Source organism: Sphingomonas citri (assembly GCF_019429485.1).
GTDB classification, from domain to species: domain Bacteria; phylum Pseudomonadota; class Alphaproteobacteria; order Sphingomonadales; family Sphingomonadaceae; genus Sphingomonas; species Sphingomonas citri.
Map to the genome: position 1 here is coordinate 1,592,569 of NZ_JAHXZN010000001.1, position 26,187 is coordinate 1,618,755.

Sequence of the window (26,187 nt, forward strand, 5' to 3'; positions counted from 1 at the left end):
ATCAGGAGCGAGATGCAGATTGCGGCCGCCCGCGTGACTGGGCGGCGCTGGGCCGTGGCGATGCGGGACGCGGAGTGGGAGCGTTTCGGCACGGGGATCTGCGCGGCCGCCCGTCTGCGTCTTACCGCCGTGATGGAGCACTTCTGCGACCATGGCGAACGGGATCTTCCCCGCGGCGCGTTCCGTTGGCTGACGGCGTCGGGTCGGCCAAGGGGCGCCGCGCGCGAGGGCGCCTTCGAGGCGAGAGGAACCGTGCTGCGAGGACACGCGACCGATCGCGTGTTCTTCGTGACTAAGATCGCCGTCGATCCGACGGTCTCGGCTCCGCCGGCCCGCCGTCGGCGCAGGCTTGAAGGTGGTGGGGAGCGGCAGCTTGCGCTGGCGCTGCTGACAGCAAAGGAAGAAGGCGATGGCTGAGACGGATCAGAGGGATCGGCTCGACGAGGTCGACAAGCTGTTCGAGGAGTCGTTCCTGCTCGCCACACAGGTGATGCTGCAGCGCCTCCTGAACAAGAAGCAGCTGAAATACCGTGACCTCGCGAAGCGGCTGGGCGTGAGCGAGGCGCGGGTGAGCCACATGTTCGGGGACGAGGCCTCGAACCTCACAATACGCACGGTGGCCCGCATCTTCCGGCAGCTAGGCGAGACTCCGGTCATCCTGTCCGTTCGGGACTTGGAGCGGGTGACGGCCGGCCGGGACGGCTGCCTCGAGAACGTCGCCGGTTGGACGATGCTAGCCGACGAAGTGGGGCCGTTCGACGTCGTGCGCGCCAAGGTGGTGACGGAAGGGGACGTGACCGCCGACTGGCGCCCGTCGCGATCGCGCGAGTGGATGGCGGCCGAGAACCAGCTTCTAGGACGGAGGGCCTGAGCGCCCATGGCCGGAAACGCCGCGACCGTCGACACCAAGGTCTACAACGCCCTTATCGGCCACGCGACCCTGCGGGGCATCTGGATGACTGAGTCGCGCTTCGACATGAGCCCCCAGGTGCTTGATCCCGACGACGCGCCGCTTAGCCACTCGCTGCGGACCCACGACGTCGAGGTGACGCTGGAGGACGAAGGCGTTGTCTACGGCTTCGTCCGCTTCGAAGCGGTGTCGCGACGCAAGCGGAAGCGGGTGATCAACGTGGCCGCCAAGTACTTCGTCAGCTACCGGGTCGAGGGCGGCTGCGATCAGGCGATGGCAGAGCTCTTCATGGACCGCGTCGGCAAGCTCGCGGCGTACCCCTACTTTCGAGCGCTCGTCGCCTCCCTCGTGGGCCAGGCCGGCGCGCAGGTCCCCACTCTCCCCATCATGACCTTCCAGCCGAGAAGCATCCGCTACGCAAGCGACCGCGAGACTGTCGCGGACTGATGCGCGGTCAGAAGGCGCGGCGAGCATCCGGCATTCGTCGCTGCCTCCATCGCGAACAACAGCTACGATCGGGCTATGGCGCTGCAGGGGATCTCATCCCGCCGAACCTCGCCAAGATGCCTTTCCGACAGGACCAGTTCGAGTTTGAACTTGATCTCGTCGACGCTCGTCCAGGTGTAGTCCATCATCCCCCATATCTCTTTCGGCAAGCGTCGCAGATCGCCATTTCGAACTTCGCGGGCCGACCCTCCGGACCAATGTGACGCCTCAATTTAGGAACAGGCGCCTCGCTAGGATTCCCGGTCCATCATAACGTCGATCTCAATCAAGCCCTGCAGCCCAGTCGGGAAGTGGGCGCGATAGCCATACTTCTCCTTGGTCGCCGGATCGTCCCAAGGGAGCGCCCATTCCGATGCATAGTTGAACCAAATGTCCTTCGGTCCTTCGACCCCGAAGTGAAGAAAGCGCGCGATCGCCTCCGGATCGGGATGCTGGTGCAGAGACCCATTAGTCGAGATCGCGAGCTGCCTGCAGCTGATCGCCTCTATCAGCTGCCGCGACGTGTTCTTCTTGCTGCCGTGGTGTGAGGCCTTGAGCAGGTCCAGTCGGAAGCGCCCCCCCTCCTTTTCCGCTAGGGGAGCGAGCGACGACGCCAGCAGGTCGGGATGGGCGTCGCCGGCGAGCAGCACGCGCCGTCCCTGCCACTCGGCGACGAGGGCGATGCTCGTCCCGTTGGGAAGCTCTGAATCGCTCTCCCCATCGGCAATGTAGTCCTCGATCGAGATAGGTGTCGCCACGGGCTTGCGCGCGATTTTTCCTGGGCCGCGGGTGCCAGCTCTCGCACTGGCCGTGGTCTCCCGGTAGGCGTCCCATTTCACGCGCATGGCCGCGAGATGGCTTGCGGCAGGCGACAGCATGGTGATCTTCAGGCCTTTGACCTCCAGAACCGAGGGCGCTTTCTCGATCGACGCTACGCCTTCCTTGAACGGCGAATTGAGGGGTAGCCGCAGTCGGGAGATCGCCTTCGACCAGTCGTCGCCTTGGCGCATGCTGCGCACGCCGGTGCGCGGGCCCGCGCGGCCCATTTCCTCGAATCCGTTATACCAGACCTGTTCAGGCAGCAGCGGGCGGTTCACGTCGTCGAGGTAGGCGAGCGCTCCTTCGATGTGGTCGGCGTCCACGTGCGAGAGCACGTAGAGATCGACCCTCTCTCCAGCATTCTTAATCGTCGACAGTTCATCGAAAAGGTGGAGGTAGGCGCTCTTCCTGCCTCCATCGACGATCATGTGGTGAAGCGCGCCACCGTCACCCCAGGTCAGTATCATGCAGTCGCCGTCCAGCGCCGGCAGCATCTTCAGTCCGAACGTCGTCGCCAAGGGTTTCTCCGTCGCACGTGATTTTGAACTACCGTATGTCTTCGCATGGAAAAGATCGACAGCCGTCGCATTGTCACTTCCAATACGGGAGCGATCCATGAAATAGGCAGATACCGCAATGTAACAGATCGGGACGCACCAGTCGTTGGACCCGCAGCGGAACCTACCTGTCCAGGCTGGGCGCCCGCATGGCCTGGAACGCGTTGGCTACTGCCCCGAAGAGCGGGAGCAGAGCGATTAGCGGTGATGGCGCAAAACCAAGTGGCAGGCGCGCGAGCCCCCTCCCCCGTCTCCTGAACGGACGGCCGGTTTTCGCGGCCAACCGCCCGATAGCGGACGGGCAGCTATCCACCCTCGACCGGCGATCGAGCCCCTTCCCCGGCGCCTGAACGAGCGGCCGGTTTTCTCGGCCGTCCGCCCGAAAGCGGACAGGCAGCTATCCACCCACTACGTCCAAGCCGCTGGACTTCGGGCCCACCCAGAGCGACAGCACAGCTCGACTTAGGCACTGGTGCGGCCGGGTCGCTGCCCCGCCGACACGATCGACGGGGCTGCGGGTGGTGGGAGCGGCACTGGCGCCGCTCTCCTCGAGAACGAGGACCCACCATGCCCAAGCTTACCGACAGCCACACACTCCTGCTCGCCCACGCCGCACAGCGTGACAGCGGCAGCCTGTTCCCCCTCCCGGAGGCGCTCGCCGGCACGGCACGCACAATCAAAGCGATCGCGTCGCTGCTGCGCCAGGGTTTCGTGGCCGAGCAGGAGACGCGCGTCGCGGCCGAGATCGCGCGACAGGATGACGACCGCCGCCTCGGCGTCTTCATCACGCCGGCAGGGCTGGCCGCCATCAACGCCGGCGGATCTTCCGTGGCTAGCGAACCTACCAGTGACGCCGATGCCGCTGCGCCGCGCACCACCAAGGTGTCGACGGTGGTGGCGCTGCTCGAGCGCGACGAGGGCGCGACCTTGCCGGACCTCATCGCAGCGACGGGCTGGCTGCCGCACACCACCCGTGCCGCGCTGACGGGCTTGCGCAAGAAGGGGCACGTCATCGAGCGCACCCGCCGCGACGAGCTTACCTGCTACCGCATCGTGCGGAGCGCCTAACGGTGACGGACGATCAGATCGCGGCGCTGGAGGCACTGTCCTCCAGCGAACTGCGCCAGCGCTGGACCGAGGTGACCGGCAGCGTGGTGCCGCAGGTCAGCCCCAAGCTGCTGCGCCTGGCGCTCGCCTGGGAGCTGCAGGCGCGAGCACATGGCGGCCTCTCGCGCGAGACCACACGCGAGCTCGATCAGCGCAGCCGCGGGAACACCAAAACGGCCCGGCCGTCTGCGGGCATGCGGCTGGCTCGCGAGTGGCAGGGCCGCCTCCACGTCGTCACCGTCGGCGAGGATCAGGTGGTGCGCTGGGACAATCGCGAGTGGCGTTCACTCAGCGAGGTCGCGCGCGCGATCACGGGCACGCGCTGGTCGGGACCGGCGTTCTTCGGGCTCAAGAAGAAGGTGGCGGCATGACGACGCTGCGCTGTGCCATCTACACCCGCAAGTCGAGTGACGAGGGGCTCGAGCAGAGCTTCAACAGCCTCGATGCGCAGCATGAGGCGTGCTCCGCCTATATCCTCTCACAGGCCTCGCACGGCTGGTGCGAGGTGGCGACCCGCTACGATGACGGCGGGCTCTCCGGCGGCACGCTCGAGCGCCCTGCGCTGCAGCGGCTGCTCGCCGACGTGGCAGCGGGTCGCATTGACATCATCGTGGTCTACAAGGTCGACCGGCTCACCCGCTCGCTGCTGGACTTCGCCAAGCTCGTGGAGGCGTTCGACAAGGCTGACACCAGCTTCGTGTCGGTGACGCAGTCGTTCAACACGACCACGAGCATGGGCCGGCTCACGCTCAACATGCTGCTGTCGTTCGCCCAGTTCGAGCGCGAGGTCACCGCCGAGCGCATCCGCGATAAGATCGCGGCCAGCAAGGCGCGCGGCATGTGGATGGGCGGCACGCCCCCGCTCGGCTACCGCCCCGACGGCCGCAGCCTCGCTGTGGTCGAAGAACATGCCGCGCTCGTGCGCCACATCTTCGCGCGCTATCTTGCACTCGGCACCGTGCGGCTGCTCGAGGCCGAGCTGAAGCAGCACGGCGTTCGCGTGCCCGAGCGCGCGACCGCCGGCGGTAAGCCGCTTGGTGGCGGCTGGTTCTCGCGCGGCGTGCTGTACCTGATGCTGCGACGGGTCACCTACGACGGTCGCATCGCGCACGGCGACAAGAGCTATCCAGGCACCCACCCTGCGATTATTCCCTCTGACACCTTCCAGCGCGTGCAGGCCATGCTCTCCGAGCACGTGCAGGGCTCCCGCACCGCGCCGCGCGCCAGCAACCCCAGCCTGCTCGCCGGCAAGATCGTGGACGACGGTGGCGAGCCGCTGGTGGCGTCGCACGCGACCAAGGGAAAGGCACGCTACCGCTATTACGTCAGCCGAGCGCTCCACACTGGCGCCAGCAGCACCGGCCTTCGCGTCCCCGCGCGCGAGATCGAGCGCGTCGTCGCTGATCGGCTAGCGTCACAGTTCGACGATCCACTCGCGCTCACCGCGGCAGCCTGGCTCGATGTACCAGCCGACTGCTTCGCGAGCCTGCACGAGCGCTGCGGTGACATCGCCGCCAGGCTGCGCCGGCTGTGCCCGAGCAGCGTCGCGGCGCTGATCGCGCAGGTTCGCATCGCGGATGCGCGCGTGCACGTCGACTGTCACGCGGACGCGGTCGCCACGCTACTCGCCTGTGCGCAGCATGAGGATGCTCCTGCCCTGCTCACTCTGACCGCCGAGGTACGCCTCACCCGCTCGGGCACCGCGATGCGGCTGGTGCAGCGCGACGGCAGCGCCAGCGCCGCGCAGGTCGACGCATCGCTGACACGCCAGCTGCTACTCGCGCGCGGCTGGTGGAAGGAGCTGCGCGGCGGCGAGATCGACATCACGCGGCTGGCCACGCGTGAAGGCCTGACCGCCTCCTATGTCACGAGGGTGCTGCGGCTCGCCTTCCTGGCGCCGAGCATCACCCAGGCGATCCTCGCCGGGCGGCTACGTGCTGGCGTCAGCGCGGCGACGCTGACCGCGACCGGCGGCGTGGATGCGAGCTGGCGAACGCAGGAGGCGCGGCTGCTGCCGACGCCCGCAGGCGCCGGCCTGCGGCGAGCCTAGGAGCGGATGCCGAGCGTCTTGCGCGCCGACGCCACCGCGGCCTTGCCGCGCTTCGCCGCCTTGCCGACGACCTCCTCCGCTGCCTGCTCGATGGCAGCGCCGGCCTCCTCGACAGCGGCCACCGCCTTACGACCGAGGCCGAGCTGCTTGGCGAGTGCGCGGCGACCCTCGCTGTAGCCCGGCGCCACCATCGGGTAGTCGGGCTTGAGGCCGAAGCGCGCGCGATACTCCGCGGGCGTGAGCCCGTGACTGGCGAGATGCCGCTTGAGACTCGCGTAGGGTTTGCCATCGATCATGCTGATGATGCGGTCGCGGTTGGCGAGCGACTTGCGCACCGACACCGCGGGCGTGTGCTCCGCCGCCGCGGGCGGGTCCTGCTCAGATGTCGGCGCCGTCAGCGACAGGACTGCCTCATGCATCGACTGTAGAATAGCCGGCACGTCGCTGGCGCTCGCGCGCGTGTGCGGGTTGGCGAGCCATGCCATCGTCACCGCGGTGGCTAGGCCGAGGGTGTCATTCTGTTCTTCGCCGCTCATCTCACCGCCCCAACTCATCATCAATCCTTCGTCGTAGCACGCGCTCCGCTGATCCGTCGACGGACAACTTTGCAAGACCGGCACAGCGGCGTATCAATCAGGTGCAAGTGTTAACCTACACTTCGCCTGATCGCGTCGACAACATGGGCGATGGTCGTGAGTTCTATAACGAGGCGACCCAGCTCGCCGACGCGCTCCGGCGCCAGTGAGTCGAGACGACCTTGGCCGACACGTCCTCCATCAGCATGCCGGCCGCCGTCATATAGCTGCGGATCAGATCGTCGTTCACGCACGCCTCCTGCCTGGCGACAGAGCCGTGGGTGCACGCGGAAGTCGAGCCGCAGCTTTCGGCCGCGGCGATCAGGCGAGCAGATCGCTCGCCGTGAGCGCGAAGGGCGCAGCGAGCTTCTCGACCACCGTGATCGTCGGATTGCGCGAGCCGCGCTCGATATCGCTCACATAGGTGCGGTGGACACCCGCACGGTCGGCATAATCCTCCTGACTCCAGCCCTGTTCGAGCCGCAGGCGGCGCAGATTGGCGGAGAGGCGCTGGCGAACGTCCACGACGTGCTGAAGAGCGCGATGTCGACGAACGATCTACAGACGATGAGAGACATTCGAGTTGATTTGACCGCCACGTCGAGCATGACGTCGGTCACTGATCGTCGACACAAAGGTCGGCGGCAGCAGGGAGTGTCATGACCCAGTTCATCCTGTTTATCGACGACGTCGGCGCCGAGTTCACCAAGGCGCGGGTCACCCGCCGCGACGTGACCGCTCTGTACGAGTGGAAGGCGATCCAGTTCGTGCCGGTCGAGGTCCGGCCGCTCGAGGTGACGGCCGAGGGCGGCGCGGGCAAGCGCGCAGCCGGCGGCTTCCTCCTGCTGGGCCCTGTCGGCGCGGCCGCGGGCGTGTTGCTCGGCAAGGGGCCCAAGGTCGTGTTTGAGCTCGTGCTGCGCGACGGGACGACCCGCAAGGGCGTAGTACACCAGCGCCAGTACCCGGTGCTGCGCCGGCAGGTGGCCGCCATCCAGTCGTACAAGCCCGGTCAGCTGCGCAAGCAGTTCGCCACCGTCGTGGCGGTCCTGCTGCTCGTGCCGCTCTGCATCGGCCTGGGGCTGGTTGGCAGCGCCGTGCTCCTGGCGCTCATCATCGGTGTGACGGCGTTCGTACGCCATCTACGCCGCAGCGACACGGAGGTGACGGCATGAGGCTGCATCGAGCTGCCGCGCTCGCGCTTGGCGCGCTCCTGAGCGGCTGTGCCGCAACACCGTGGGACTTTCCGGTCCCCACCATGATCGGCGACAAGCAGGGCGTGTCGATGACCGGGTTCATGAAGACCGACAGCGAGGACGAGGTGCGCCGCCGCCTCACCGAGCGCATGCGCTGCCCGCACGATCTTGAGTTCGCTTCGCTCACGACCAGGCGGGCCGACAACAAGCTCGGTACCCACATCCTCCAGTACCAGGCGGTGATGCGGTGTGCTAACGAGGCCTCTAGCGCAACGCCGCCGGGCAGCCTCACAACCTCGTGACAGAGCCTCGAAGGGGGTGAGGCTTATAGGGCGGCCCGGCCGCGCTACTCGCCTCACCTCTTCGATCGTCAGCCTGGCCTCAGCGCCTCCGCGGCCCACCCGTGGGGCGGCGATTGCGTTCGTTGTTGGCAGCGCTGCGGCCGCGGCGCCCGGCGACCCAGTGGACGAACTGTGTGACGCTATCGACCTGATCGTCGTGAACCAGATTGGGGAAGCCCATCATCTCCCGCCGAAGCACCTCCAGCCACGGCGCTGCCTCCGGGAAACGCACCTGGCCTGAATAAAGCCGTTCCGAGCTCGTGGTGAGCCGCTCCTGCTTGCCGATCTTGGGCGTGTAGCCGTGGACCTCACACGTGGCGGCGTGATGCTCCGGCGCGCCCAGACAACGCCAGTCGCGCACCAGCTCGTGCTGGAGGGCGATCCCGGTGCCAGCGTGCTCGATGATGATCGTGTCCGTCCTCCACCGCTCGCGCTGGTGGCGCACGCGGGCGAGCAGGTCCGGGTAGCTGAGGCGCTCTCGAACCACCTCGAGGAGCAACCAGCTGTCGTTGTGAAAGCCCCAGGTCGTGCCCACCGACCAATCCGAGCGCGGTCCGTCGTGAAGCGCTGTATCCCAGCTCTGCACGACGTGGAGCAGCCGCTCGCGCGGCGGCGCGTCTCGGTAGGTCGCGATGCGGTTCCACTCGAGTAGCGCGCTCTCCGGCGGCGTCGGGTTCTGCTGGTACTGCGCCTCGAAGTCCGGCCCGCCCATCGCGAGCCGGAACTCGTCCAAGATTGGCCGAGGCTCCGTGCGCGGCTTGAGCAGGTCGCCGGGCTCGCGCGTGATCACCTGCCCGTTCGACAGCGCGAACACCTGCGACGTCTCCGCGATGGCGGGCAGGTTCAGATGCTCGAAGCCCATGTCGATCATGCGCGCAGCAAGGTCGTCCTCGTGGAGGCGCTGCTGCACCGCGATGATGGTGCCCACGGACTTGTCGTTGAGGCGGTTCACCAGCGTGTTGCCGTAGAAGGTGTGCACCTTCTCGCGCAGCAGCGGCGAGCGCGCGTCGTCGGCCTTCATCAGGTCGTCGACGATGATGGTGTCCGCGCCGAAGCCGGTCAGCGAGCCGCCCCGCGAGGCCCCGCGCCTGAAGCCATTCTGGCGTGTGCGCACCTCGGCAACCGTGTTGCGCTCGATGCTGCGCGCCGTCTCGGGGAAGACGTGGGCATACCAGCCCGACCGCACGATCTTCTGAAAGTTGCGCGAGTGCTCGCGGGTGAGGTCCTCGGCGTAGCTCACCGCCATGATCCGGCGCGACGGGTTACGCCCCAGCATCCACGCCGGCAGCGCGATGGTGGTGGCGATGGACTTGAGGTGCCGCGGCGGAATGGTGATTAGCAGGCGGCGACACTCGCCGCGCTCGACGCGCTCGAGATAGTCGCTGAGGATGGTCAAATAGTCGCTGCGCTCCAGAGTCGCGGCCGGGTCGAGCGTGGCGAACACACGCTCGATGAACACTTGAAGGTCGGTCCGACACAGCGCGGTGACCGCGCTCGCGATGTCAGGCGGTGCCTGCATACCCGCCTCCTTCGGCCATGCGCTGGGTAAAGGCCGCCAGGATCTCGCGGTCACGGCTGTGCTCCGCATCCATCGGCGGGAGCACCTCGGGCACGCTGTCCCGCTCGCCGCTGTAACGCAGCGTCGCCTCGATGAATTTCAGGTCTCCTTTGACGGCCTCGTTCACCAGGCGAGCCGCCATGGCCTCACGCTTGGTCATCGTCACCGCGCGGCCTTCGATCGTGCCCTTGATCTTCCGGTCGAGCTCGCGCCGCACCAGCGTCGAGAAGTTCTTGGAGCCTCTCGGGCGTCCGGCCGGATTGCCCGACTCACCGGGCCTGAAGCGGTGTTCGCGCGGCGGATCGCCACGCATCGGCTGATGAGGTGTGGGCTCTAGGCTGTGCCCGCCATGCTGTAGCTCTGACATGCCACCCTCCTCACGCCGCGCGACGCGTGCGAGCACGCGCGACCGGAAGAGCAGGTGCAGCCGACGGCACACCGTTGCGCTCGGCGCGGACCTCGCGGAAGGTCTGCCCCGTGGCTTCAAGCCGCGCCTCCTCACCCGCGAAGTCCTGCCACCGCATGATGCCCGTGTCGGCGTACACGGGGTCAAGCTCGGTCGCGTAGCCGATCCGACCGCTGTCGTGGGCAGCGACGATGGTCGTCCCGCTACCGGAGAAGAGGTCGAGCACGATCTCCCCTCGCCTGGTCGAGTCGAGGATGGCATCGCGCACCAGCGCCAGGGGCTTTACCGTTGGGTGCAGCTCGCGAGCGCGTACGCGATCTTCGCCTGCGCCGTGCATGCCCGGATAACACCAGACGTTATGTCGGTCGCGCCCGTGCTTACCCAGTTGAACCTGGTTCAGGTGCGCACTACCTGTTTTGGCGAGCAGGAAGATGAGCTCGTGCCGTGAGCGGTAGAAGCTCCCGAGACCTCCCGATTGCTTATCCCAAACAATGAGATTGAGCAATTTAAGCTTGCTTTTTTCCGCAGCACCAAGGACGTGACGCATGTGGCGAAAGTCCATGCAAAAGTATACAAGCCCGCCGCACATTAGGCTTTCAGCCGTTCTCAGCATGGTTCGCGTCAGGAATTCGGTGAACTCGTCATCCGACATTTCACCTGAGGCCATGACGAACTCGCCGTGCTTCCCCGAACCACTGACATGACCGCCGATTTTAACGTTGTATGGCGCATCCTCGAAAGCTGTCCTAGCTTTCTTACCGTCCATCAGCCTTGATACTGCTTCAGCATTGGTTGCATCATCGCACAGCAAACGATGCTGACCTAGCAACCACAGGTCACCGCGACGGCTGGTCGGCGCCCCCGCAACGACGGGAACTGGCTTATCGCTGACGGCAGACGAGAAAACGATGGCGTCGATCTCCGGCTCAACGAAGCCGGTCAGCTCCAGGCTGAAGTCGAGGTCGAGCTCCAGAAGCTCGCTGAACTCGAGCTTGAGTACATCACGGTCGAAGCCGCTGAGCGTCGCAAGCTTGTTTTCCGCCAGCACAAAGGCTCGCTTCTGTGCCGCATCGAGGTGCGAGAGCGTAATGACGGGCACCTCGGCAAGGCCAAGCTGGATGGCAGCCTCGACCCGTGCGTTGCCGGCGATGATCTTGTCGTTCTCGTCGACGAGCACCGGCACCGAGAAGCCGAAGGCGGTGATGCTTTTGGCAATCTTGCTGATCTGGTCGCGCGAGTGCGTACGTGCCTTGCGGCCGACGGCGCTCAGCGATGACGGTGAAACTAAGCGAATTTGGCGCGAAAGGCCGGCCAGCACGTCGTGCTGCGCCGCCTTCGCCTCAGGCGAATGCGAAGTCATGGTGATATTCCCGGTTGACGTAGAAAGTAGTAGACCTGTCTTATCTTACGTCGGTGGCGGTAAGTGGGTGCCCCTCACTGCAAATTGATCGCATGTGACAGACGTTTATGGACATGGACCCGATCCAGGCCCCGCACCCCTCACCGCATAGGCTCACCATCGTTACCTCAGATGCCACAAAGCTAGGCAGGGACTTTGTGGTTTCAATGGCGTTCTGACAGATACTTTGCTGAAAAGGCGTTTGCGCCGCCCTGTTCCGGTGAACGGCGTCACCAGCGCCAAGCCGCTTCTCACGATGGGGAGGCAGCGCTTCCTCGGATCGCCGGCACGTCCGATGGGCCCGGTTGACCCTGTTTCGCCCTGTATTTGGCGCCAGGCGCTTCCGCCGGCACAGGCGTGACGCGCAACCGTACTGCGGCTCATGTGACCGGAGAAACGCGCGAGATTGATGGCGCTCGGAGCGCTCCGCTACCGTCTCTGCGGTACGGGCATCCGGAGGATCATGCGCCTGAATGGCGCAGAAACGCGCGGTTTTCGCAGTGCCGATCGTGGAGGACCCGGCGCTCCTCTACAGGGAGGAGACTGGGTGGCGGAGCGGGAGGGATTCGAACCCTCGATACGCTTTTGGCGTATACTCACTTTCCAGGCGAGCGCCTTCGACCACTCGGCCACCGCTCCGCATACCCGGAAGCCCGCCCGCCTAGAGGCTCGCGCGCCCGCGCGCAAGCCGCCTCGCGCACGGGCGAGCGTGTCAGCGCTGCCCCGCGACCCAGTCGGCGACCTGCTGCGCCACCTGGTTGGCCGCCTGGCTCAGCGCGGCGCCGGCCGAGGGCGCGTCGATCGCCGCCACCGGCACGCGCGCCTCGAAGCGCCGCTTCTCCACGTTGGTCGCACCCGCCGGAGTCAGCGCGGCGTCATACACCACCAGCGCCTGGCGCTGCGTCGCGTCGAGCCCGAACCAGCGCAGCTCGCCCGCCAGATTGGCGCTGGGATCGCTGAACGACTGCGCCGGCGACAGCACCACCATGTTGGCGCGCGCGGTCACCGTATCGGCGAGCAGCCGCGCGAAGAGGCGCGCAGGCGGCTCGGCCCATTGCGCGTCCTTGACATAGGCGATGGTCGTGTCGGTCTCCTGCACCGGCACGCGCGTGGTCGCGATCGCGGTCGGCACCGCGGGCACCTGCACCACGATCGAGCGCGCATTGGCCGAGTTCTGCGCCGCCCCGGGCTGGGGCTGCGACTGCGCCGCGATCGTCAGCAGCGAGGGCGGCGGCTCGGCGCCGAACCGCACGCAGCCCGCCAGCAGCACCGGCACCGCCGCCACGAGGAGAGTCTTGGCCACCGATCGCACGATCATTTCCCCTTGTAGTCCGGCAGCTTCTGTTGCCCGATCAGGGAGCCGGCGCCGCCCTGCTCGACTCGTTCGGAGATCGCCGACAGCGACGCGGTGGTGACGCGCAGGTCGCGCACCAGCTGGTTGATCTGCGGGATCGTCTGCTTGCTGAAGGTGGTCAGCCCCGGTCGCGCGTCGCCGATGGCGGAGTTGAGCGTGTCCGCGCTCGCCTGCGCCGAGGTGATCGCCTTGTTCAGGTTCGCCATAGCGGGCTGCACGTCGTTGGCGAGCACGCCGTTGGTGGTCTGCGCGAGCTCGCCGATCTGCTGCGCCGCGTTGCCCGCCTGCGCGATCGCGACGCGGGTCTGCGCCAGCGTGGCGGCGATCTCGGGGCCGCGGTCGGCGAGCGCGTCTGTCAGCCGGTTGGTGTTGTCGAGGATGCCCGCGATCGAGGCCTGGTTGCGGTCGCTCAGCATGCCGGTGAGCCGTTCGGTCAGCGTCGACAGTCGCTCCAGCAGCTGCGGGGCGGAGTTGAGGATCGCGCCGATGCCGCCGGTCTTGGTCGGGATCACCGGCTTGCCCAGCGGGCAGACGTTGCCGGCGTCATTCTCCGGGCAGGCGATCGGCGGCGCACCCTTGATCGCGCCGTCGAGGCTGACCGTGCTGGTGCCGGTGAAGCTGCCCTGGATCGTCGCGGTGGTGCCGCGCAGGATCGGCGTGTCGCCGTTGACGCTGATGCGCACGCGGACGAACTGCGGATCGGGCTGCCACAGCGAGATCGACTTCACCTGACCCGAGGGCACGCCCGAGAAGGTGACCGACGAGCCCTTGGCGAGGCCGTCGACCGCCTGGCGGAAGAAGATGTCATATTCGCGCTCCTCGGTGCCGCCGATGCGCGCGATCCACACCGTGAAGATGGCGACCATCGCCAGCAGGATCAGCACGACGGCGCCGACGAGGACGTGGTTCGATCGCGTTTCCATCACTCTGCCCCTGCGGCCCCGCGGGCCCTGTTGTCGGCGAGGCCGCCCTGGCTGTGCTGCCCGGTGACTCGCTCGCTCACGTCGGTCGGGTGCGCGCGCGCGTCGACGTCGGCGGCGTCGACCCGCTCCGCCGCCGCGCTCTGGGAGGCGACCGCGGCGCGCCCGCGCGGCCCGTTGAAATATTCCTGGATCCAGGGGTGATCGAGCGCGAGCAGCTCGTCGATCGTGCCCACCGCGATCACCTTCTTGTCGGCGAGCACCGCCACCCGGTCGCAGATCGCGTACAAGGTATCGAGGTCGTGCGTGATCAGGAAGACGGTGAGCCCCAGCGTCTTCTGCAACGCACGCGTCAGCTCGTCGAAGCCGGCGGCGCCGATCGGGTCGAGCCCGGCGGTGGGCTCGTCGAGGAACAGCAGCTCGGGATCGAGCGCGAGCGCGCGCGCGAGGCCGGCGCGCTTCTTCATTCCGCCCGACAGCTCGGCCGGATATTTCGGGCCAGCGTCGGCAGGCAGGCCCGTCATCACTACCTTGTACGAGGCGATCTCGTCGAGCAGCGCGAGGTCGAGTTCGGGATAGAATTCGCGCAGCGGCACCTGCACGTTCTCGGCGACCGTCAGCGTCGAGAAGAGCGCGCCGCCCTGGAACAGCACGCCCCAGCGCTTGCGGATCTCCACCGTCTCATGCTCGGAACGGCCGAGCGTCGGCTCGCCGAACACCTCGACCTCGCCGTGATCGGGCGATTGCAGCCCGATGATCGAGCGCATCAGCACCGACTTGCCCGTTCCCGATCCACCGACCACGCCGAGGATCTCGCCGCGGCGGACCTCGAGGTCGAGGTTGTCGTGGATCACCGCGTCACCGAAGCTGTTGCGCAGCCCCTTGACGCGGATGATCGGCTCGTCGCGCCGGCGGGTGTCACGCCGCGCCATCAGATCCAGCCAATCTGTTCGAAGAAGACGGCGAAGAAGGCGTCCACCACGATCACCATGAAGATGGCCTGCACCACCGCCGAGGTGGTCTTGAGGCCGACCTGTTCGGCGTCGCCTTTCACCTGCATCCCCTGGAAACAGCCCGCGATGGCGATGATCGCACCGAACACCGGCGCCTTGATCAGGCCGACGAAGAGGTCGGTGATCGGCACCACCTCGCGGATCCGCGCCACATACGCCACCGGCGGTATATCGAGCGCGAACCAGCACAGCAGGCCGCCGCCGATGATCGCGATCACCGAGGAATAGAAGCCGAGCAGCGGCATCAGCACGATCGCGGCGAGCGTGCGCGGCAGCACCAGCGCCTCCATCGGCGAGACGCCGATCGTGCGCATCGCGTCGATCTCCTCGGTCAGCTGCATCGTGCCAAGCTGCGCCGCGAAGGCCGAGCCCGAGCGGCCCGCGACCATGATCGCAGTCATCAGCACGCCGAGCTCGCGCAGCGTGATGCGGCCGACGAGGTTGATCGTGAAGGCCTCGGCACCGAACTGGCGCAGCTGCACCGCGCCCTGCTGCGCGATGACGATGCCGATCAGGAAACTCATCAGCCCGACGATGCCGAGCGCCGACACACCCACCACCTCGAAGCGCTGAACCGTTGCGTTGAAGCGGAAGCGGCTGGGATGGCGGATCACGCCGCCGAACGCCGCAATCGTCGCCCCCATGAAGCCGAGCAGCCCGAGCGAGGTGCGCGCGGCGTTGCTGGTTGCCTCACCGATCTCGCCGAGCACGCGGCGGAACGACGAGCCCGATTGCGGCCGCATCTGCACCGGCTGGTCGGCGGCCTCGACCTGCTCGAACAGGTGGCGCGCGTCCTCGTCCAGCCCCCTGATCTCGGCGTCATGCTGGCGCGCGAAGCGGTGGATCACCCAGGCGCCGATCGTGTCGATCCGGTCGACGTCGGAGAGGTCGACGGTGGCGACCTCGCCCTGCACCTTGCCGAGCCGATCGGGCAGGTTACCGAGCCGCGCCAGCGAGAGGTCGCCGGTGAAGCGCAACACCGGCGCCTGGCCGTCTCTCTCCTCGCTGAAATCAGCTGCCGCGGTCATCTGTTATCCCATGCGGCAAAGCTCATGCCGCCACAAGCGTTCCGGCGCGCAGTTCGTTCCGCGGGCGTATCTCTCGGCGAAGGTGAAGGTGCGTCCCCGCAGCCACCGCCCCGGCGGACCCCGAGGCCCAGGTGGGGGACGCTACCGAGTCCCACAACAGCCTTCCCACCTCGATCCCGGCGTCCGCCGGGGTGGAAGAGAGAAGGAGGCGCCCCTCCTTCCGCCTCACAACATCACGTCGACCGCGTGGATCAGCACGCCCACCAGACCGCCCACCAGCGTACCGTTCACGCGGATGAACTGCAGGTCCTTGCCCACCGCATGCTCCAGCCGCGCGGTGATCGTGCGCGAGTCCCAGCCGCGCACCGTCTCCGACACCAGCCGAACGATCGAGTCGCCATAGTCCGCCGCCGCCCCGACCGCGGCGCGGCGCACGAAGCGGTTGATCGTTCGCCCCAGTCGCGGCTCGTCACGCAGCGTCGCGCCGAGCTGGCGCAGCGCGTCGCCCAGCCCGCCGCAGAGGATCGCTTCAGGGTCGCGCGCGGCGCGCAGCATGGCCGCGCGCGCCTGCTCCCACAGGCCGTTGATCCAGTCCTGCATCGCGGGGTTCTCGAGCAGCTCGAGCTTGAGCGTCTCGACCCGCGCGTGCATCGCCGGATCGTGCTGGAGCCGCTCGGCGAGCTGCGCCAGCCCCTCCTCGGCCTTGAGCCGCAGCGGGTGCTCGCGGTTCTCCGCCATCTCCGCGACCATCTTGTCGAGCCCGTCGATGATCTTGTTCGCGAGCGTCTCGTCCAGCCCGGTCCAGCGCAGGATCGAGCCGGCACGGTCGTGCACCATCGCGCGGACGAGGTGCTCGTTGCTGGCGAGCGCGTCGCGCGCCCAGAGGATCAGGTTGTCGATCACCGCCAGGTGACGCCCCTCCGCCAGCGCGGCGGCGAGCGCGCGGCCTAGCATCGGCGCGAGCCGCGCCTCGCGCACGCGTGCTACCAACATCGCGCGGACCATCCCGCCGAGCCGCTCCTGGTCGAGCGATTGGAGGACCTCGACCGACAGACGCGACACGCCGCGCGTCAGCCGGCTGCCCGCGGCGGGAGGGTCGGCGAGCCAGCGCCCCGCGGCCCCGGCGACGTCGACCCGCCCCATCCGCCGCGCCACCACCGCGGGCACGAGGAAATATTCGCGCAGGAACTGGGCGAGCTGGTCGCCGATCCGGTCCTTGTTGCGCGGGATGATCGCGGTGTGCGGGATCGGCAGTGCGAGCGGGTGTCGGAACAGCGCGGTCACCGCGAACCAGTCGGCGAGCCCGCCGACCATCGCCGCCTCGGCGAAGGCGCGGACGAAGCCCCAGGCGGCGTGCTGCGGCTCGAGCGCGCGCGAGGCGAGGAACACGCCCGCCATCAGGACGAGCAGCCCGGTCGCGACCAGCCGCATCCGCACCAGAGCGGGCGGCGGCGCGGTGGATCGGGCGAGCGCTGGCATCACCGGGACAATCCGTGAATAGCGCGAATGTTCAAGGTCGTTCGTGATGAGGGGCACGCCGACGCCTTCCTCGCGATGACGCCCCGGCGGAGCTTTCTCGCCTCACGTCACTCCCACCCGGCGCACGCCGGGGTCCAGGCGGGAAGGCCGTCGTGAGCGCCACGGAGGTCACCCAACTGGACCCGGCGTGCGCCGGGGTGGGACGTGGAGGGGAGATCGGCTCACCCACCTTCGCACCGGTCGCCCGATCCGACACCCCGCTCACTCCGTGCCTCTCGTTCCCCGGCGAAGGCCGGGGCCCAGATGGGAAGGCCGTCGTGGGTCTCACCAACGTCCCCCAACTGGGCCCCGGCTTTCGCCGGGGAACGGGAAGGCAAGAGCATTCCGCCTCGCGCCCCCTCACTCCGCCGGGCTGGTGCCGTCCTCGTGGAAGCCGATCCGCCCCGGCGGCGCCGGTATCGCGGGGTGCGGCGCGTGCTCGATCAGCGTCCCCTCGTCGCCGGGGCGATAGGTGAGCAGGCGACGCCCGAGCCACGGGCCGACACGGCGCTCGATCCCGATCGCCAGCGAGAAGGCCGCGGGCACGATCAGCAGCGTCAGCATGGTCGAGACGGTCAGCCCGCCGATCACGACGATCCCCATCGGCGCGCGCCACGCCCCGTCGCCCGATAGCGACAAAGCGGTCGGCACCATGCCCGCGACCATCGCCACGGTCGTCATCACGATCGGCTGCGCGCGCTTGCGCCCGGCGTCGACGATCGCGGCATAGGGCGCCACGCCGGCGGTCATCTCCTCCAGCGCGAAGTCGATCAGCAGGATCGAGTTCTTGGCGACGATACCGAGCAGCATCAGCAGCCCGATGAACACCGGCATCGACAGCGCGTCGCCCGAGATCAGCAGCGCGAGCAGACCGCCAAGTGGCGCCAGCAGCAGTGAGCCCATGTTGACCAGCGGCGGCAGCAGCCGGCGGTACAGCAGCACGAGCACCGAGAAGACGAGGAACACGCCCGACACCACCGCGGTGACGAAGTTCATCAGCATCTCGAGCTGCCACTTGGCCTGGCCGACGTTGAGCTCCTGCACCCCCACCGGCAGCGACTTCATCGCCGGCAGCTGCTTGATCTTGGGCAACGCGACGCTCGTCGCCACGCCGGGCTGGAGATCAGCGCCGATGGTAAGCTGGCGCTGCTGGTTGATCCGCTGGATGCGCGTCGGGCCCGAGCCGAAGCCGATGTCGGCGACGAGGCTGAGCGGCACCGAGCCGCCGCTCTGCGTCTGCACCGGCAGGTTCTGGATCGTCGCCAGCCGCGAGCGCGAGCTCTGTTCGAGCGCGACACGGATCGGGATCTGCCGGTCGCTCAGCGAGAAGCGCGCGCTGTTCTGGTCGATGTCGCCGATCGTCGCGATGCGGATCGCGTTGGACAAGGCCGCGGTGGTCACCCCCAGATTGGCGGCGAGGTCGGAGCGCGGCTTAATGATGATCTCCGGCCGGTTGAGGTCGCCCGCGATGCGTGGCGCGATCAGCCCCGGCATCTTCGCCATATCCTGCACGATGCGGTCGGCGGCCTGGCGCAGCACGACGGGGTCGTCACCGCCGAGCGTCACCGAGATGTCGCGGTTGTTGTCGCCGAAGCCGAACTGCGACTGGAAGTTGACGCGCGCGTCCGCGATCTTGGCGAGCTGCGGCGCCAGGCCACGTTCGAACTCGGTCGAGGTCTTGTCGCGCTTCTCGCGCAGCTGCGCGGTCACGCGGCCCGAGCCCACCAAGGTGCGGGTGTAGACGCTCTCCACCTCGGGCTGCTTGCGGATCAGCTCATAGACCTGGTCGACCACGCCCTGCGTCGTCTCCAGCGTGCTGCCCGGCGGCATGGTGATCGTCACCGTGCTGCGCGGCTGGTCCGACGCGGGCTGGAACGACATCGGGATCTGCGTGAACAGGAAAAGCGTGAGGAGGAACGCCCCCACCCCCATCATCACGGTCCACAGACGATGATCACGCCAATAGCCGAGCGCGCGATGCACCCCGCCCTTGGCGCGGGCCCCGGGCGCACCCCCCTCGTCGAGGGTCCAGGCGAGCACGCGCTGATAGAAGTTCATCACCGGCCCGCCGCCGTGCTCGACATGGCCGCCGGCACGCAGGAAATAGGCCGCGATCATCGGCGTGATCAGCCGTGCGACGGCCAGGCTCATCAGCACCGCCACCACCACGGTGAGCCCGAAGTTCTTGAAGAACTGGCCGGAGATGCCCGGCATGAGGCCGACCGGCAGGAACACCGCGACGATCGCCATCGTCGTCGCCAGCACCGCGAGACCGATCTCGTCGGCGGCGTCGATCGCCGCCTGATAGGCCGTCTTGCCCATGCGCATGTGGCGGACGATGTTCTCGATCTCGACGATCGCGTCGTCGACCAGCACGCCCGCCACCAGGCTCAGCGCGAGCATCGTCATCTCGTTCAGCGTGAAGCCCATCAGCTCCATGAACCAGAAGGTCGGGATCGCCGAGAGCGGGATCGCCAGCGCCGAGATCACCGTGGCGCGCCAGTCGCGCAGGAACAGGAACACGACGACGACCGCGAGGATCGCGCCCTCCAGCATCGCGTGGATGGCCGACTTATACTGTTCCAGCGGGTATTTGGAGCCATCGACGCGGAGCCGGAACTTGACCTTCGGATTGCGCTTCTCGAGCTCCTCCAGCTTCTTCTTGCCCTCGCGGAAGACGGTGACATCGGACGAGCCCTTGGCGCGCTTGAAGTCGAAGCTGAGCACCGGTTTGCCGTCGACCGCCGCGGCGGAGCGCTGCTCGGCGTAGAGGTCGCGCACCGTGGCGACGTCGGCGAGGCGGATGGTGCGGCCGTCGCCGACGTTGATCTGCGTCTGGCCGAGGTCGTAGGCGGTGCGCGCGTTGCCGAGCACGCGGACCGACTGTTCGGCGCCCGCGATCTCGGCGCGGCCGCCCGGCGCATCGAGGTTGACCTGTCGCAGCTGGTTGTTGATCTGGCTCGCGGTGAGCCCCTGCGCCGCCAGCCGCGCGGGATCGAGGATCACGCGGATCTCGCGGCTGACACCACCGTTGCGCTCCACCCCGCCCATGCCCGGGACGGAGAGCAGCTCCTTGGTCACCGTATTGTCGATGTACCAGCTGAGCTGTTCGATCGTCATGTCGGTGGCGATCGCGCTGTAGCTGCCGAGATCATTGTCGTTGATCTTCACGCGGCTGACCTGGGGCTCGAGGATCCCCTCGGGCAGGTTGCCGCGGATCTGGGTGACCGCGTCACGCGCCTCGTTGACGGCGCGGTCCACCGACTGGCCGATCGCCATCTGCACGATCGTGGTGGAATTGCCCTCAGACACGAACGACTGGATCTCGTCGACGCCCTCGAGCGTGCGCACCGCGGCCTCGATCCGCTGCGTCACCTGTGTCTCGAGCTCGCTCGGGGCGGCGCCCGGCTGGGTGATGGTGATCGACACCGCCGGGAAGTCGATGTCCGGCGAGTCGTTGATGTCCATGCGGATGAAGCTGACGATCCCCGCGACCGTCAGCATCACGAAGAGGACGATCGCCGGCACCGGGTTGCGGATCGACCAGGCGGAGATGTTGCGAAAGCCCATGGTTCTGATCCCGCTTTACTGGCCCGCGACTCGCGCCCGCACCGGTTTGACCTTCTGGCCCGGGTTGAGGAACGCGCCAGCCGACTGCACCACGCGCTCGTCACCGTTGAGCCCGCTGGCGATCGCGACCCGATCCTCGGTCACCGTGCCGAGCTTCACGTCGCGACGCTGCGCGCGATCCTCGGCGTCGACGATGTACACGTAATTGCCGCGGTCGTCGCTCAGCAAAGCGGATTGCGGCAGCGAGGGCTCGCTCTCTGCCCCGGCGGTGATCGTCGCCGAGGCGAAGCCGCCCGGGCGCAGCGCCGGGTCGTAGCTGAGCTGGATGCGCGCGATGCCCTGGCGCGTCTGCGTGTCGATCACCGGCGCGATCTGCCACACCCGCCCGGCGAAGGAGCGCGTGTCGCCGACCGGCGTCACCTTCGCCGCCGAGCCGACGCGCACGCCCTGGAGGTCGTTCTCGGCGAGCTGCGCGCGCATCTCCATCTCGCCGTCGCGCGCCATGCGGAACAACGTGCCCGAGGCCGAGCTGACGATCTGCCCCGGCTCGACCCCGCGCGTGAGGATCAACCCCGCCGCGGGGGCGCGGATGTCGAGCCGGGCGTTGCGCGCGCGCTGCTCCGAATAGGTCGCGCCCGCCACCTTGAGCCGCGCCGCGGCAGCGTCGCGCGTGGCGATGCGCCGCTGCACGTCGGCCTTGGAGATGAAGCCGCGGTCGACGAGGCTCTGCGCGCGCTCCAGCTCGGCCTGCGCCAGCACCAGGTCGGAGCGCGCCACCGCGATCTGCGACGCGAGCGACTCGGCGGTCTGCACCTGCACCGAGCGATCGATCGTGGCGAGCACCTGGCCGGCGCGGACCCACTGGCCGGGCTCGACCAGCACGCGGCTGACCATCCCGCCCTCGCCCGCGACGCCGACCGGCATCTCGCGCTTGGCCGCGAGCGAGCCGGTCGCGCTGACCTGGCGCGCCACCGCCGCTGCGCCGGGCACCAGCACGGTGACGGTGGGCGCCTGGTCGGCCGGCGCGGCGTGCGGCGCGTCCTTGTGGCGGGTAAGCAAATAGCCGGCGAGCGCGGCGACGAGCAGCGCGATGCCCGCGATCAGGATCCAGCGACGCCGACGCCGCGGCGTGCCGTCCTCGATCATCAGCTGCTCGCCCTGCAGAGTACCAGCCTCGTACGTCATCCATCCCCCTCCGGCCGGTGTGTATTACCCGCATACATCACCGCGTACAAGTCCGGCGCTGCCCGAGCGCGACATTTTGTGCAAGCGACAACGTAAGTTATCGCGTTCAGCTTGCGTTTCATCGCGGTCCAACACAGCGCAAGTTGTTGAACCACGGGAGACTGAAAAGATGAATCGGGCATTGGCTGGCTTGGCGCTATCGCTCGCTACGCTACCCGTGATGGCGAGCGCCCAGGCGCCGCTGCCGATGGCGACGGTGGTGCCCGAGGGCACGATCCTCGACGTCACCGCGGTCGGCAAGGTGTCGCGCGTGCCCGATCTCGCCACCGTGCGCGCGGGCGTGGTGACGCAGGACGCGGTCGCCGCGACCGCGATGCAGCAGAACGCCGACCGTATGGCCGCCGTGGTCGCCGCGCTTACGAAAGCCGGGATCGCGCCGCGCGACATCGCCACCAGCCGCGTCGCGCTCTCGCCGCAATATCGCTACGCCGAGAACCAGCCGCCCGCGATCACCGGTTATCAGGCGAGCAACGCGGTGACCGTGCGCTTCCGCGACGTCGCCAAGGCGGGACCGGTGCTCGACGCGCTGGTGCGCGCCGGTGCCAACCAGATCGACGGACCGACGCTGTCGCTCGCCGATGCCGCGGGCGCGCTCGACGAGGCGCGCGCCGACGCGGTGGCGCGCGCGCGGGCGCGGGCGACGCTCTATGCCAAGGCAGCGGGGCTGACGGTGGAGCGGATCGTGTCGATCGGCGAGGCCGGCGAGAGCGACGGGGAACCGCCACGCCCGTTCGCGCAGATGCGCATGGCGGCGGCTCCTGCGGCCGCCGATAGCGCGGTCCTGCCCGGCGAGAGCGAGCTGAGCGCGACGCTCAACGTGCGCTTCCTGCTGAAGTGAGGGGGTGGGGCCAACTGCGGGAGCCATAGATCATCCCCGTACCGGGGAGGATCTCTAGCGCTTGCTCCCAGCGAAAAAAGGCGGCCGCCCCGCGAAGGGCGACCGCCTCGGTCAGCTCAGCGCGCGCCGCAGGTGCGGCGCCGGCTCAGCGCTCAGGCGCTCAGCGCACCCGGCCGCGACGGACCAGATTGACGATCGCGAGCAGCACGATCGCGCCGACCAGCGAGACCAGGAACGAGTAGATCGTGAGCGGGGCGTTGTTGATCGAGCCGCCGGTGAACAGCAGGCCGCCGAGGAAGGCACCGACAACGCCGACCACGATGTTCAGGAAGATGCCCTGCTGCGCGTCCGTGCGCATGATGATGCTGGCGAGCCAGCCGATCACACCGCCGATGACGAGCCAGATGATGATACCCATGATAATACTCCCCTGCGATGCGCCCACACGGTGACGGGCTCTGCGGGGAATACTCACGAGGCCGGCGCATTGTTCCGGCCCCGTAATTCTGAAAATGGGACGTCGGCGTTAGAAGTTCTGCTGCCGCTCGTAAAGCGTCTTATAGTGCTGGATCCGCGTCACGCGCAGCCCCGGCATGCCCGATCGATCGATCGCGCGCTGCCAGCCGGCGAACTCCTCCACCGTCAGGCCGTAGCGCTGGCAGACCTCGTCGACGGACAGCAACCCCCCGTTGACTGCGGCGACCACCTCCGCCTTGCGCCGCACCACCCAGCGGGTGGTGTCCGCCGGCGGCAGCGAATCAAGCGTGAGCGGCTCGCCGAGCGGGCCGATCACCTTGGCCGGACGGATTTTCTGGTTCTCGATCATTCCTTACCTCGGTTCCGGGGGTATTCCCCCTCGCCACGTTGGACCCTTGTTGTGTCTCTTCCGTAACGGACGCTGGTTGAACACGCTCTAAAGTGGACCGGTAAACGAGCTATTCACGCCTACTCCAATCACTCAGAACGGCTGCCGCGGTGGCGTTGAACGTACCGCTGGCGCCGCGCTCGCCCTGCGCCGTGTCGAGCGCGCGAGCGACCTGGGCGGTGCGCGAGGCGAGCTGGCGCTGGCGCAGCGCGGTGAGCAGCGGCGGGTCGTTGTGGGTCGGTTCGAGTGACATGCCGGCTGCTGTAGCGCCGATGGTCTGAAGGTCGCGTAAAGTGCGGCGCAACGCTTCGTTCATTTCGGTTTACGCGGCACGCCCGGAAGGAGTATCCGCTGGCGCATCATGGACAGCGTGGATTTCCAGCTCGCGCCCGGCGCGCGACGCATCGTCGTGGCGATGTCGGGCGGGGTCGACAGCTCGGTCGTCGCCGCGCTCGCCGCGCGCACCGGCGCCGAGGTGATCGGCGTGACGCTCCAGCTTTACGACCACGGCGAGGCGACGAAGCGCGCGGGTGCCTGCTGCGCCGGGCGCGACATCCGCGACGCGCGCGCGGTCGCCGACCGGCTCGGCATCGCGCACTACGTCTTCGATCATGAGAGCAGCTTCCGCGCCGGCGTGATCGACCAGTTCGCCGACGACTACCTCGCCGGCCGCACGCCGATCCCGTGCGTCCAGTGCAACATGGGGCCGAAGTTCACCGACCTGCTCGCGCTCGCGCGTGATCTCGGTGCGGACTGCCTCGCCACCGGCCATTATGTCCGCCGCCTCGTCGGTACGGGCGGCGCGGAGCTGCACCGTGCCGCCGACCCTGCGCGCGACCAGAGCTACTTCCTGTTCGCCACGACGCAGGCGCAGCTCGACTATCTGCGCTTCCCGCTCGGCGCTCTTCCCAAGGCCCGGGTGCGCGCGATCGCGGCCGAGATGGGGCTGCTCGTCGCGGACAAGCCCGACAGCCAGGACATCTGCTTCGTCCCCGACGGCGACTATGCCGGCCTCGTCAAGAAGTTACGCCCAGCGGCGGCGACCGGGGGCGACATCGTCGACCTCGCCGGGCGCAAGCTGGGCGAGCATCGCGGGCTGGTCCATTACACCGTCGGCCAGCGCCGCCGGCTCGAGATCGGCGGCAGCGCCGAACCGCTCTACGTCGTGCGGCTCGAGCCGGCGGCGCAGCGCGTCGTGGTCGGGCCGCGCGCGGCACTCGCGGTCGCTGCGGCGCGGCTCGAGCGGATGAACGTGCTCGGCCCCTTGCAGGGCGCGCTCACCGCCAAGGTGCGCTCGATGGCCAAGCCGGTGCCGGCGCGGCTCGAGCGGGACCGGCTGGTGTTCGACTCGCCCGAATATGGTGTCGCGCCGGGCCAGGCGGCGGTACTGTACGACGGCGACCGCGTGCTGGGCGGCGGCTGGATCGCCGAGACCGAGGCCGCGCTCGTGCCGGCTTGATGCGTCACGGCTCACCCCCGCTCTCGCCGCCATCCCGGACGTATTCTCAAGGTCCACCGATCCGCGCAGTCTTGGGCGTCGTCCTGAGCGCAACGGTAGCTCCCGGAACAAGTCCGGGATGATCTAGGGGCATACGGCAGCGCCCGCGGCCCGCAGCGACCGCCGAAATTGTTAGACAATTAGCTTGCCGCCCGTTCGCGACCGCCTAGACTGTCGCTCCGGGAGGGAGACGAGCAGTGGCGAACGGAGAGCGTCGAGGACCTGCGCATGTCACGCTCGCGCGCACGCTCGGGATCGCGATCGTCACCGGCGACTATCCCAGCGGCACGGTGTTGCCGGGCGAGCTCGAGCTGGCCGGCCAGTTCGGCGTGTCGCGCAGCGTCATCCGCGAGTCCCTTCGTATGCTGAGCGCCAAGGGCCTGGTCGAGAGTCGGCCCAAGGCCGGCACGCGCGTGCGCGAGCGCGCGCAGTGGAACCTGCTCGACCCCGAGCTGCTCGCCTGGATGTTCGAGGGCGCGCCATCGCTCGGCTTCGTGCGCAGCCTGTTCCAGCTACGCATGATCGTCGAGCCCGCCGCGGCCGAGCTCGCCGCGGTCCAGCGCAGCGCGGCGCAGTTGTCGCGCATGGGGCATGCCGTCGAGGTGATGGCGCAGCAGGGTCTGCGCACGCAGGACGGGCAGACCGCCGACCAGCGCTTCCACGCCGCGATCCTGGAGGCGACGGGCAACGAGCTGCTGGTGAGCCTGTCGAGCAGCATCGCCGCGGCGGTACGCTGGACCACCTTCTTCAAATATCGCGTGCCGCTCCAGTATCGCGACCCGATCCCGCTGCACCGCGAATTGTTCGAGGCGATCGCCAACGGGGACGCGGGGGCAGCGCGCGGCGTGACCGAGCGGCTGATCGCGCAGGCCGGGCTGGATACCGAGCGCGCGCTGGGGGCGTGACGGTGTCCGAAATCCTCCCCGGCAAGGGGAGG

29 protein-coding genes and 1 tRNA gene are annotated in these 26,187 nt (G+C 68.2%); 11 read left to right on the top strand and 19 right to left on the bottom strand.

Translation table 11 applies throughout. The features are described from left to right. Positions 1-12: 12 nt before the first annotated feature. The 3 genes from KZ820_RS07220 to KZ820_RS07230 are packed head-to-tail and all read left to right on the top strand — an operon-like array spanning position 13 to position 1,357. Positions 13-417 (top strand): hypothetical protein, encoded by a 405-nt coding sequence (locus KZ820_RS07220; RefSeq protein ID WP_219747876.1) that lies wholly within the window; start codon positions 13-15, stop codon positions 415-417. Continuing rightward, positions 410-871, top strand: coding sequence for a helix-turn-helix domain-containing protein (locus KZ820_RS07225; RefSeq protein WP_219747877.1), 462 nt, complete (start codon positions 410-412; stop codon positions 869-871). The genes KZ820_RS07220 and KZ820_RS07225 overlap by 8 nt, the downstream gene beginning before the upstream one ends. Before the next feature lie 6 nt (positions 872-877). Continuing rightward, positions 878-1,357, top strand: a complete 480-nt coding sequence (locus tag KZ820_RS07230) for a hypothetical protein (RefSeq protein ID WP_219747878.1) — start codon at positions 878-880, stop codon at positions 1,355-1,357. A 62-nt stretch (positions 1,358-1,419) separates the two neighbouring features. Here KZ820_RS07230 and KZ820_RS21815 read toward each other — a convergent pair whose 3' ends face one another. Then, the gene (locus KZ820_RS21815) at positions 1,420-1,545 is read right to left on the bottom strand and encodes a hypothetical protein (RefSeq protein WP_258047771.1); all 126 of its coding nucleotides are present in this window, start codon (positions 1,543-1,545) and stop codon (positions 1,420-1,422) included. A 102-nt stretch (positions 1,546-1,647) separates the two neighbouring features. Then, on the bottom strand, positions 1,648-2,733 hold the full coding sequence (locus tag KZ820_RS07235; RefSeq protein WP_219747879.1) for a ComEC/Rec2 family competence protein: 1,086 nt from the start codon (positions 2,731-2,733) through the stop codon (positions 1,648-1,650). Between the two features lie 606 nt (positions 2,734-3,339). Between KZ820_RS07235 and KZ820_RS07240 the strand changes: the two genes are divergently transcribed. Genes KZ820_RS07240 through KZ820_RS07250 form a run of 3 tightly spaced genes read left to right on the top strand, consistent with a single transcriptional unit; the run spans position 3,340 to position 5,929 of the window. After that, positions 3,340-3,840, top strand: a complete 501-nt coding sequence (locus tag KZ820_RS07240; RefSeq protein WP_219747880.1) for a DUF3489 domain-containing protein — start codon at positions 3,340-3,342, stop codon at positions 3,838-3,840. Positions 3,841-3,842: 2 nt separating this feature from the next. Next, positions 3,843-4,250, top strand: coding sequence for a DUF2924 domain-containing protein (locus KZ820_RS07245; protein ID WP_219747881.1), 408 nt, complete (start codon positions 3,843-3,845; stop codon positions 4,248-4,250). Next, positions 4,247-5,929 (top strand): recombinase family protein, encoded by a 1,683-nt coding sequence (locus KZ820_RS07250; protein ID WP_219747882.1) that lies wholly within the window; start codon positions 4,247-4,249, stop codon positions 5,927-5,929. Before KZ820_RS07245 ends, KZ820_RS07250 begins: the two co-directional genes overlap by 4 nt. Here the strand turns inward: KZ820_RS07250 and KZ820_RS07255 are convergent. The 3 genes from KZ820_RS07255 to KZ820_RS07260 all read right to left on the bottom strand — a co-directional run bounded on the left by KZ820_RS07255 (position 5,926) and on the right by KZ820_RS07260 (position 7,029). Further along, entirely contained in the window at positions 5,926-6,465 is a 540-nt protein-coding gene (locus KZ820_RS07255; protein ID WP_219747883.1) for a Ros/MucR family transcriptional regulator, read from the bottom strand. The genes KZ820_RS07250 and KZ820_RS07255 overlap by 4 nt on opposite strands. Positions 6,466-6,628: 163 nt before the next feature. Further along, entirely contained in the window at positions 6,629-6,754 is a 126-nt protein-coding gene (locus KZ820_RS21820; protein WP_258047772.1) for a hypothetical protein, read from the bottom strand. Positions 6,755-6,825: 71 nt separating this feature from the next. Continuing rightward, positions 6,826-7,029, bottom strand: coding sequence for a helix-turn-helix domain-containing protein (locus KZ820_RS07260; RefSeq protein ID WP_219747884.1), 204 nt, complete (start codon positions 7,027-7,029; stop codon positions 6,826-6,828). Positions 7,030-7,163: 134 nt separating this feature from the next. On the opposite strand from KZ820_RS07260, the gene KZ820_RS07265 reads away from it, so the two are divergent. Both KZ820_RS07265 and KZ820_RS07270 read left to right on the top strand, forming a co-directional pair. Then, on the top strand, positions 7,164-7,676 hold the full coding sequence (locus KZ820_RS07265) for a hypothetical protein (protein ID WP_219747885.1): 513 nt from the start codon (positions 7,164-7,166) through the stop codon (positions 7,674-7,676). After that, entirely contained in the window at positions 7,673-7,999 is a 327-nt protein-coding gene (locus KZ820_RS07270; RefSeq protein ID WP_219747886.1) for a hypothetical protein, read from the top strand. Before KZ820_RS07265 ends, KZ820_RS07270 begins: the two co-directional genes overlap by 4 nt. Positions 8,000-8,078: 79 nt before the next feature. Here the strand turns inward: KZ820_RS07270 and terL are convergent, their stop codons facing one another. From terL to KZ820_RS07325, 11 genes are all read right to left on the bottom strand, one after another. Further along, a complete protein-coding gene (gene terL / locus KZ820_RS07275; protein WP_219747887.1) occupies positions 8,079-9,557 on the bottom strand; it encodes a phage terminase large subunit in 1,479 nt (492 codons plus the stop codon). Continuing rightward, on the bottom strand, positions 9,541-9,963 hold the full coding sequence (locus KZ820_RS07280; protein WP_219747888.1) for a DUF5681 domain-containing protein: 423 nt from the start codon (positions 9,961-9,963) through the stop codon (positions 9,541-9,543). Before KZ820_RS07280 ends, terL begins: the two co-directional genes overlap by 17 nt. A 10-nt stretch (positions 9,964-9,973) precedes the next feature. After that, on the bottom strand, positions 9,974-11,362 hold the full coding sequence (locus KZ820_RS07285) for a site-specific DNA-methyltransferase (protein WP_219747889.1): 1,389 nt from the start codon (positions 11,360-11,362) through the stop codon (positions 9,974-9,976). 587 nt (positions 11,363-11,949) lie between these two features. Next, positions 11,950-12,040, bottom strand: a tRNA-Ser gene (locus KZ820_RS07290). A gap of 73 nt (positions 12,041-12,113) precedes the next feature. Next, the gene (locus tag KZ820_RS07295; protein WP_219747890.1) at positions 12,114-12,719 is read right to left on the bottom strand and encodes an ABC-type transport auxiliary lipoprotein family protein; all 606 of its coding nucleotides are present in this window, start codon (positions 12,717-12,719) and stop codon (positions 12,114-12,116) included. Further along, positions 12,716-13,678 (bottom strand): MlaD family protein, encoded by a 963-nt coding sequence (locus tag KZ820_RS07300; protein WP_132907167.1) that lies wholly within the window; start codon positions 13,676-13,678, stop codon positions 12,716-12,718. The genes KZ820_RS07295 and KZ820_RS07300 overlap by 4 nt, the downstream gene beginning before the upstream one ends. Then, positions 13,678-14,607 carry an ABC transporter ATP-binding protein gene (locus KZ820_RS07305; protein ID WP_219747891.1) on the bottom strand — a complete coding sequence of 310 codons (930 nt, stop codon included), beginning with the start codon at positions 14,605-14,607 and terminating at the stop codon, positions 13,678-13,680. The genes KZ820_RS07300 and KZ820_RS07305 overlap by 1 nt, the downstream gene beginning before the upstream one ends. After that, on the bottom strand, positions 14,607-15,716 hold the full coding sequence (locus tag KZ820_RS07310) for an ABC transporter permease (protein ID WP_219747892.1): 1,110 nt from the start codon (positions 15,714-15,716) through the stop codon (positions 14,607-14,609). The genes KZ820_RS07305 and KZ820_RS07310 overlap by 1 nt, the downstream gene beginning before the upstream one ends. A 225-nt stretch (positions 15,717-15,941) precedes the next feature. Next, complete coding sequence (locus KZ820_RS07315; RefSeq protein ID WP_258047773.1) at positions 15,942-17,195, bottom strand: DUF445 domain-containing protein; 1,254 nt, start codon at positions 17,193-17,195, stop codon at positions 15,942-15,944. A gap of 399 nt (positions 17,196-17,594) precedes the next feature. Next, positions 17,595-20,804 (bottom strand): efflux RND transporter permease subunit, encoded by a 3,210-nt coding sequence (locus tag KZ820_RS07320; RefSeq protein ID WP_219747893.1) that lies wholly within the window; start codon positions 20,802-20,804, stop codon positions 17,595-17,597. 15 nt (positions 20,805-20,819) lie between these two features. Then, on the bottom strand, positions 20,820-21,989 hold the full coding sequence (locus tag KZ820_RS07325; protein ID WP_219747894.1) for an efflux RND transporter periplasmic adaptor subunit: 1,170 nt from the start codon (positions 21,987-21,989) through the stop codon (positions 20,820-20,822). A 220-nt stretch (positions 21,990-22,209) separates the two neighbouring features. Here KZ820_RS07325 and KZ820_RS07330 point away from each other — a divergent pair, with 220 nt between their 5' ends. After that, positions 22,210-22,887 carry an SIMPL domain-containing protein gene (locus tag KZ820_RS07330; protein ID WP_258047774.1) on the top strand — a complete coding sequence of 226 codons (678 nt, stop codon included), beginning with the start codon at positions 22,210-22,212 and terminating at the stop codon, positions 22,885-22,887. Positions 22,888-23,047: 160 nt separating this feature from the next. Here KZ820_RS07330 and KZ820_RS07335 read toward each other — a convergent pair whose 3' ends face one another. From KZ820_RS07335 to KZ820_RS07345, 3 genes are all read right to left on the bottom strand, one after another. After that, on the bottom strand, positions 23,048-23,305 hold the full coding sequence (locus KZ820_RS07335; RefSeq protein WP_183921614.1) for a GlsB/YeaQ/YmgE family stress response membrane protein: 258 nt from the start codon (positions 23,303-23,305) through the stop codon (positions 23,048-23,050). A gap of 108 nt (positions 23,306-23,413) precedes the next feature. Then, on the bottom strand, positions 23,414-23,713 hold the full coding sequence (gene sciP / locus KZ820_RS07340; RefSeq protein ID WP_183921615.1) for a CtrA inhibitor SciP: 300 nt from the start codon (positions 23,711-23,713) through the stop codon (positions 23,414-23,416). Positions 23,714-23,822: 109 nt separating this feature from the next. Further along, positions 23,823-24,005: a hypothetical protein gene (locus tag KZ820_RS07345; protein ID WP_183921616.1), complete on the bottom strand. Its 183-nt coding sequence runs from the start codon at positions 24,003-24,005 to the stop codon at positions 23,823-23,825. 108 nt (positions 24,006-24,113) lie between these two features. On the opposite strand from KZ820_RS07345, the gene mnmA reads away from it, so the two are divergent. Together mnmA and KZ820_RS22150 are read left to right on the top strand one after the other, a co-directional pair. Next, positions 24,114-25,211, top strand: a complete 1,098-nt coding sequence (gene mnmA, locus KZ820_RS07350; RefSeq protein ID WP_219747896.1) for a tRNA 2-thiouridine(34) synthase MnmA — start codon at positions 24,114-24,116, stop codon at positions 25,209-25,211. 236 nt (positions 25,212-25,447) lie between these two features. Then, a complete protein-coding gene (locus tag KZ820_RS22150) occupies positions 25,448-26,155 on the top strand; it encodes a FadR/GntR family transcriptional regulator (RefSeq protein ID WP_219747897.1) in 708 nt (235 codons plus the stop codon). The last annotated feature ends 32 nt before the right edge of the window (positions 26,156-26,187 follow it).

What these genes read in the sequence shown, in the direction of transcription:
- KZ820_RS07315 (WP_258047773.1), bottom strand. Translation starts at nt 17,195, where the DNA reads ATGCCAGCGCTCGCCCGATCCACCGCGCCGCCGCCCGCTCTGGTGCGG.
- KZ820_RS07330 (WP_258047774.1), top strand. Translation starts at nt 22,210, where the DNA reads ATGGCGAGCGCCCAGGCGCCGCTGCCGATGGCGACGGTGGTGCCCGAG.
- KZ820_RS07305 (WP_219747891.1), bottom strand. Translation starts at nt 14,607, where the DNA reads ATGGCGCGGCGTGACACCCGCCGGCGCGACGAGCCGATCATCCGCGTC.
- KZ820_RS07280 (WP_219747888.1), bottom strand. Translation starts at nt 9,963, where the DNA reads ATGTCAGAGCTACAGCATGGCGGGCACAGCCTAGAGCCCACACCTCAT.
- sciP (WP_183921615.1), bottom strand. Translation starts at nt 23,713, where the DNA reads ATGATCGAGAACCAGAAAATCCGTCCGGCCAAGGTGATCGGCCCGCTC.
- KZ820_RS07310 (WP_219747892.1), bottom strand. Translation starts at nt 15,716, where the DNA reads ATGACCGCGGCAGCTGATTTCAGCGAGGAGAGAGACGGCCAGGCGCCG.
- KZ820_RS07285 (WP_219747889.1), bottom strand. Translation starts at nt 11,362, where the DNA reads ATGACTTCGCATTCGCCTGAGGCGAAGGCGGCGCAGCACGACGTGCTG.
- mnmA (WP_219747896.1), top strand. Translation starts at nt 24,114, where the DNA reads ATGGACAGCGTGGATTTCCAGCTCGCGCCCGGCGCGCGACGCATCGTC.
- KZ820_RS07320 (WP_219747893.1), bottom strand. Translation starts at nt 20,804, where the DNA reads ATGGGCTTTCGCAACATCTCCGCCTGGTCGATCCGCAACCCGGTGCCG.
- KZ820_RS07335 (WP_183921614.1), bottom strand. Translation starts at nt 23,305, where the DNA reads ATGGGTATCATCATCTGGCTCGTCATCGGCGGTGTGATCGGCTGGCTC.
- KZ820_RS07240 (WP_219747880.1), top strand. Translation starts at nt 3,340, where the DNA reads ATGCCCAAGCTTACCGACAGCCACACACTCCTGCTCGCCCACGCCGCA.
- KZ820_RS07225 (WP_219747877.1), top strand. Translation starts at nt 410, where the DNA reads ATGGCTGAGACGGATCAGAGGGATCGGCTCGACGAGGTCGACAAGCTG.
- KZ820_RS07265 (WP_219747885.1), top strand. Translation starts at nt 7,164, where the DNA reads ATGACCCAGTTCATCCTGTTTATCGACGACGTCGGCGCCGAGTTCACC.
- KZ820_RS07270 (WP_219747886.1), top strand. Translation starts at nt 7,673, where the DNA reads ATGAGGCTGCATCGAGCTGCCGCGCTCGCGCTTGGCGCGCTCCTGAGC.
- KZ820_RS07325 (WP_219747894.1), bottom strand. Translation starts at nt 21,989, where the DNA reads ATGACGTACGAGGCTGGTACTCTGCAGGGCGAGCAGCTGATGATCGAG.
- KZ820_RS07230 (WP_219747878.1), top strand. Translation starts at nt 878, where the DNA reads ATGGCCGGAAACGCCGCGACCGTCGACACCAAGGTCTACAACGCCCTT.
- KZ820_RS07300 (WP_132907167.1), bottom strand. Translation starts at nt 13,678, where the DNA reads ATGGAAACGCGATCGAACCACGTCCTCGTCGGCGCCGTCGTGCTGATC.
- terL (WP_219747887.1), bottom strand. Translation starts at nt 9,557, where the DNA reads ATGCAGGCACCGCCTGACATCGCGAGCGCGGTCACCGCGCTGTGTCGG.
- KZ820_RS07220 (WP_219747876.1), top strand. Translation starts at nt 13, where the DNA reads ATGCAGATTGCGGCCGCCCGCGTGACTGGGCGGCGCTGGGCCGTGGCG.
- KZ820_RS07345 (WP_183921616.1), bottom strand. Translation starts at nt 24,005, where the DNA reads ATGTCACTCGAACCGACCCACAACGACCCGCCGCTGCTCACCGCGCTG.
- KZ820_RS07295 (WP_219747890.1), bottom strand. Translation starts at nt 12,719, where the DNA reads ATGATCGTGCGATCGGTGGCCAAGACTCTCCTCGTGGCGGCGGTGCCG.
- KZ820_RS21815 (WP_258047771.1), bottom strand. Translation starts at nt 1,545, where the DNA reads ATGATGGACTACACCTGGACGAGCGTCGACGAGATCAAGTTCAAACTC.
- KZ820_RS07255 (WP_219747883.1), bottom strand. Translation starts at nt 6,465, where the DNA reads ATGAGCGGCGAAGAACAGAATGACACCCTCGGCCTAGCCACCGCGGTG.
- KZ820_RS07250 (WP_219747882.1), top strand. Translation starts at nt 4,247, where the DNA reads ATGACGACGCTGCGCTGTGCCATCTACACCCGCAAGTCGAGTGACGAG.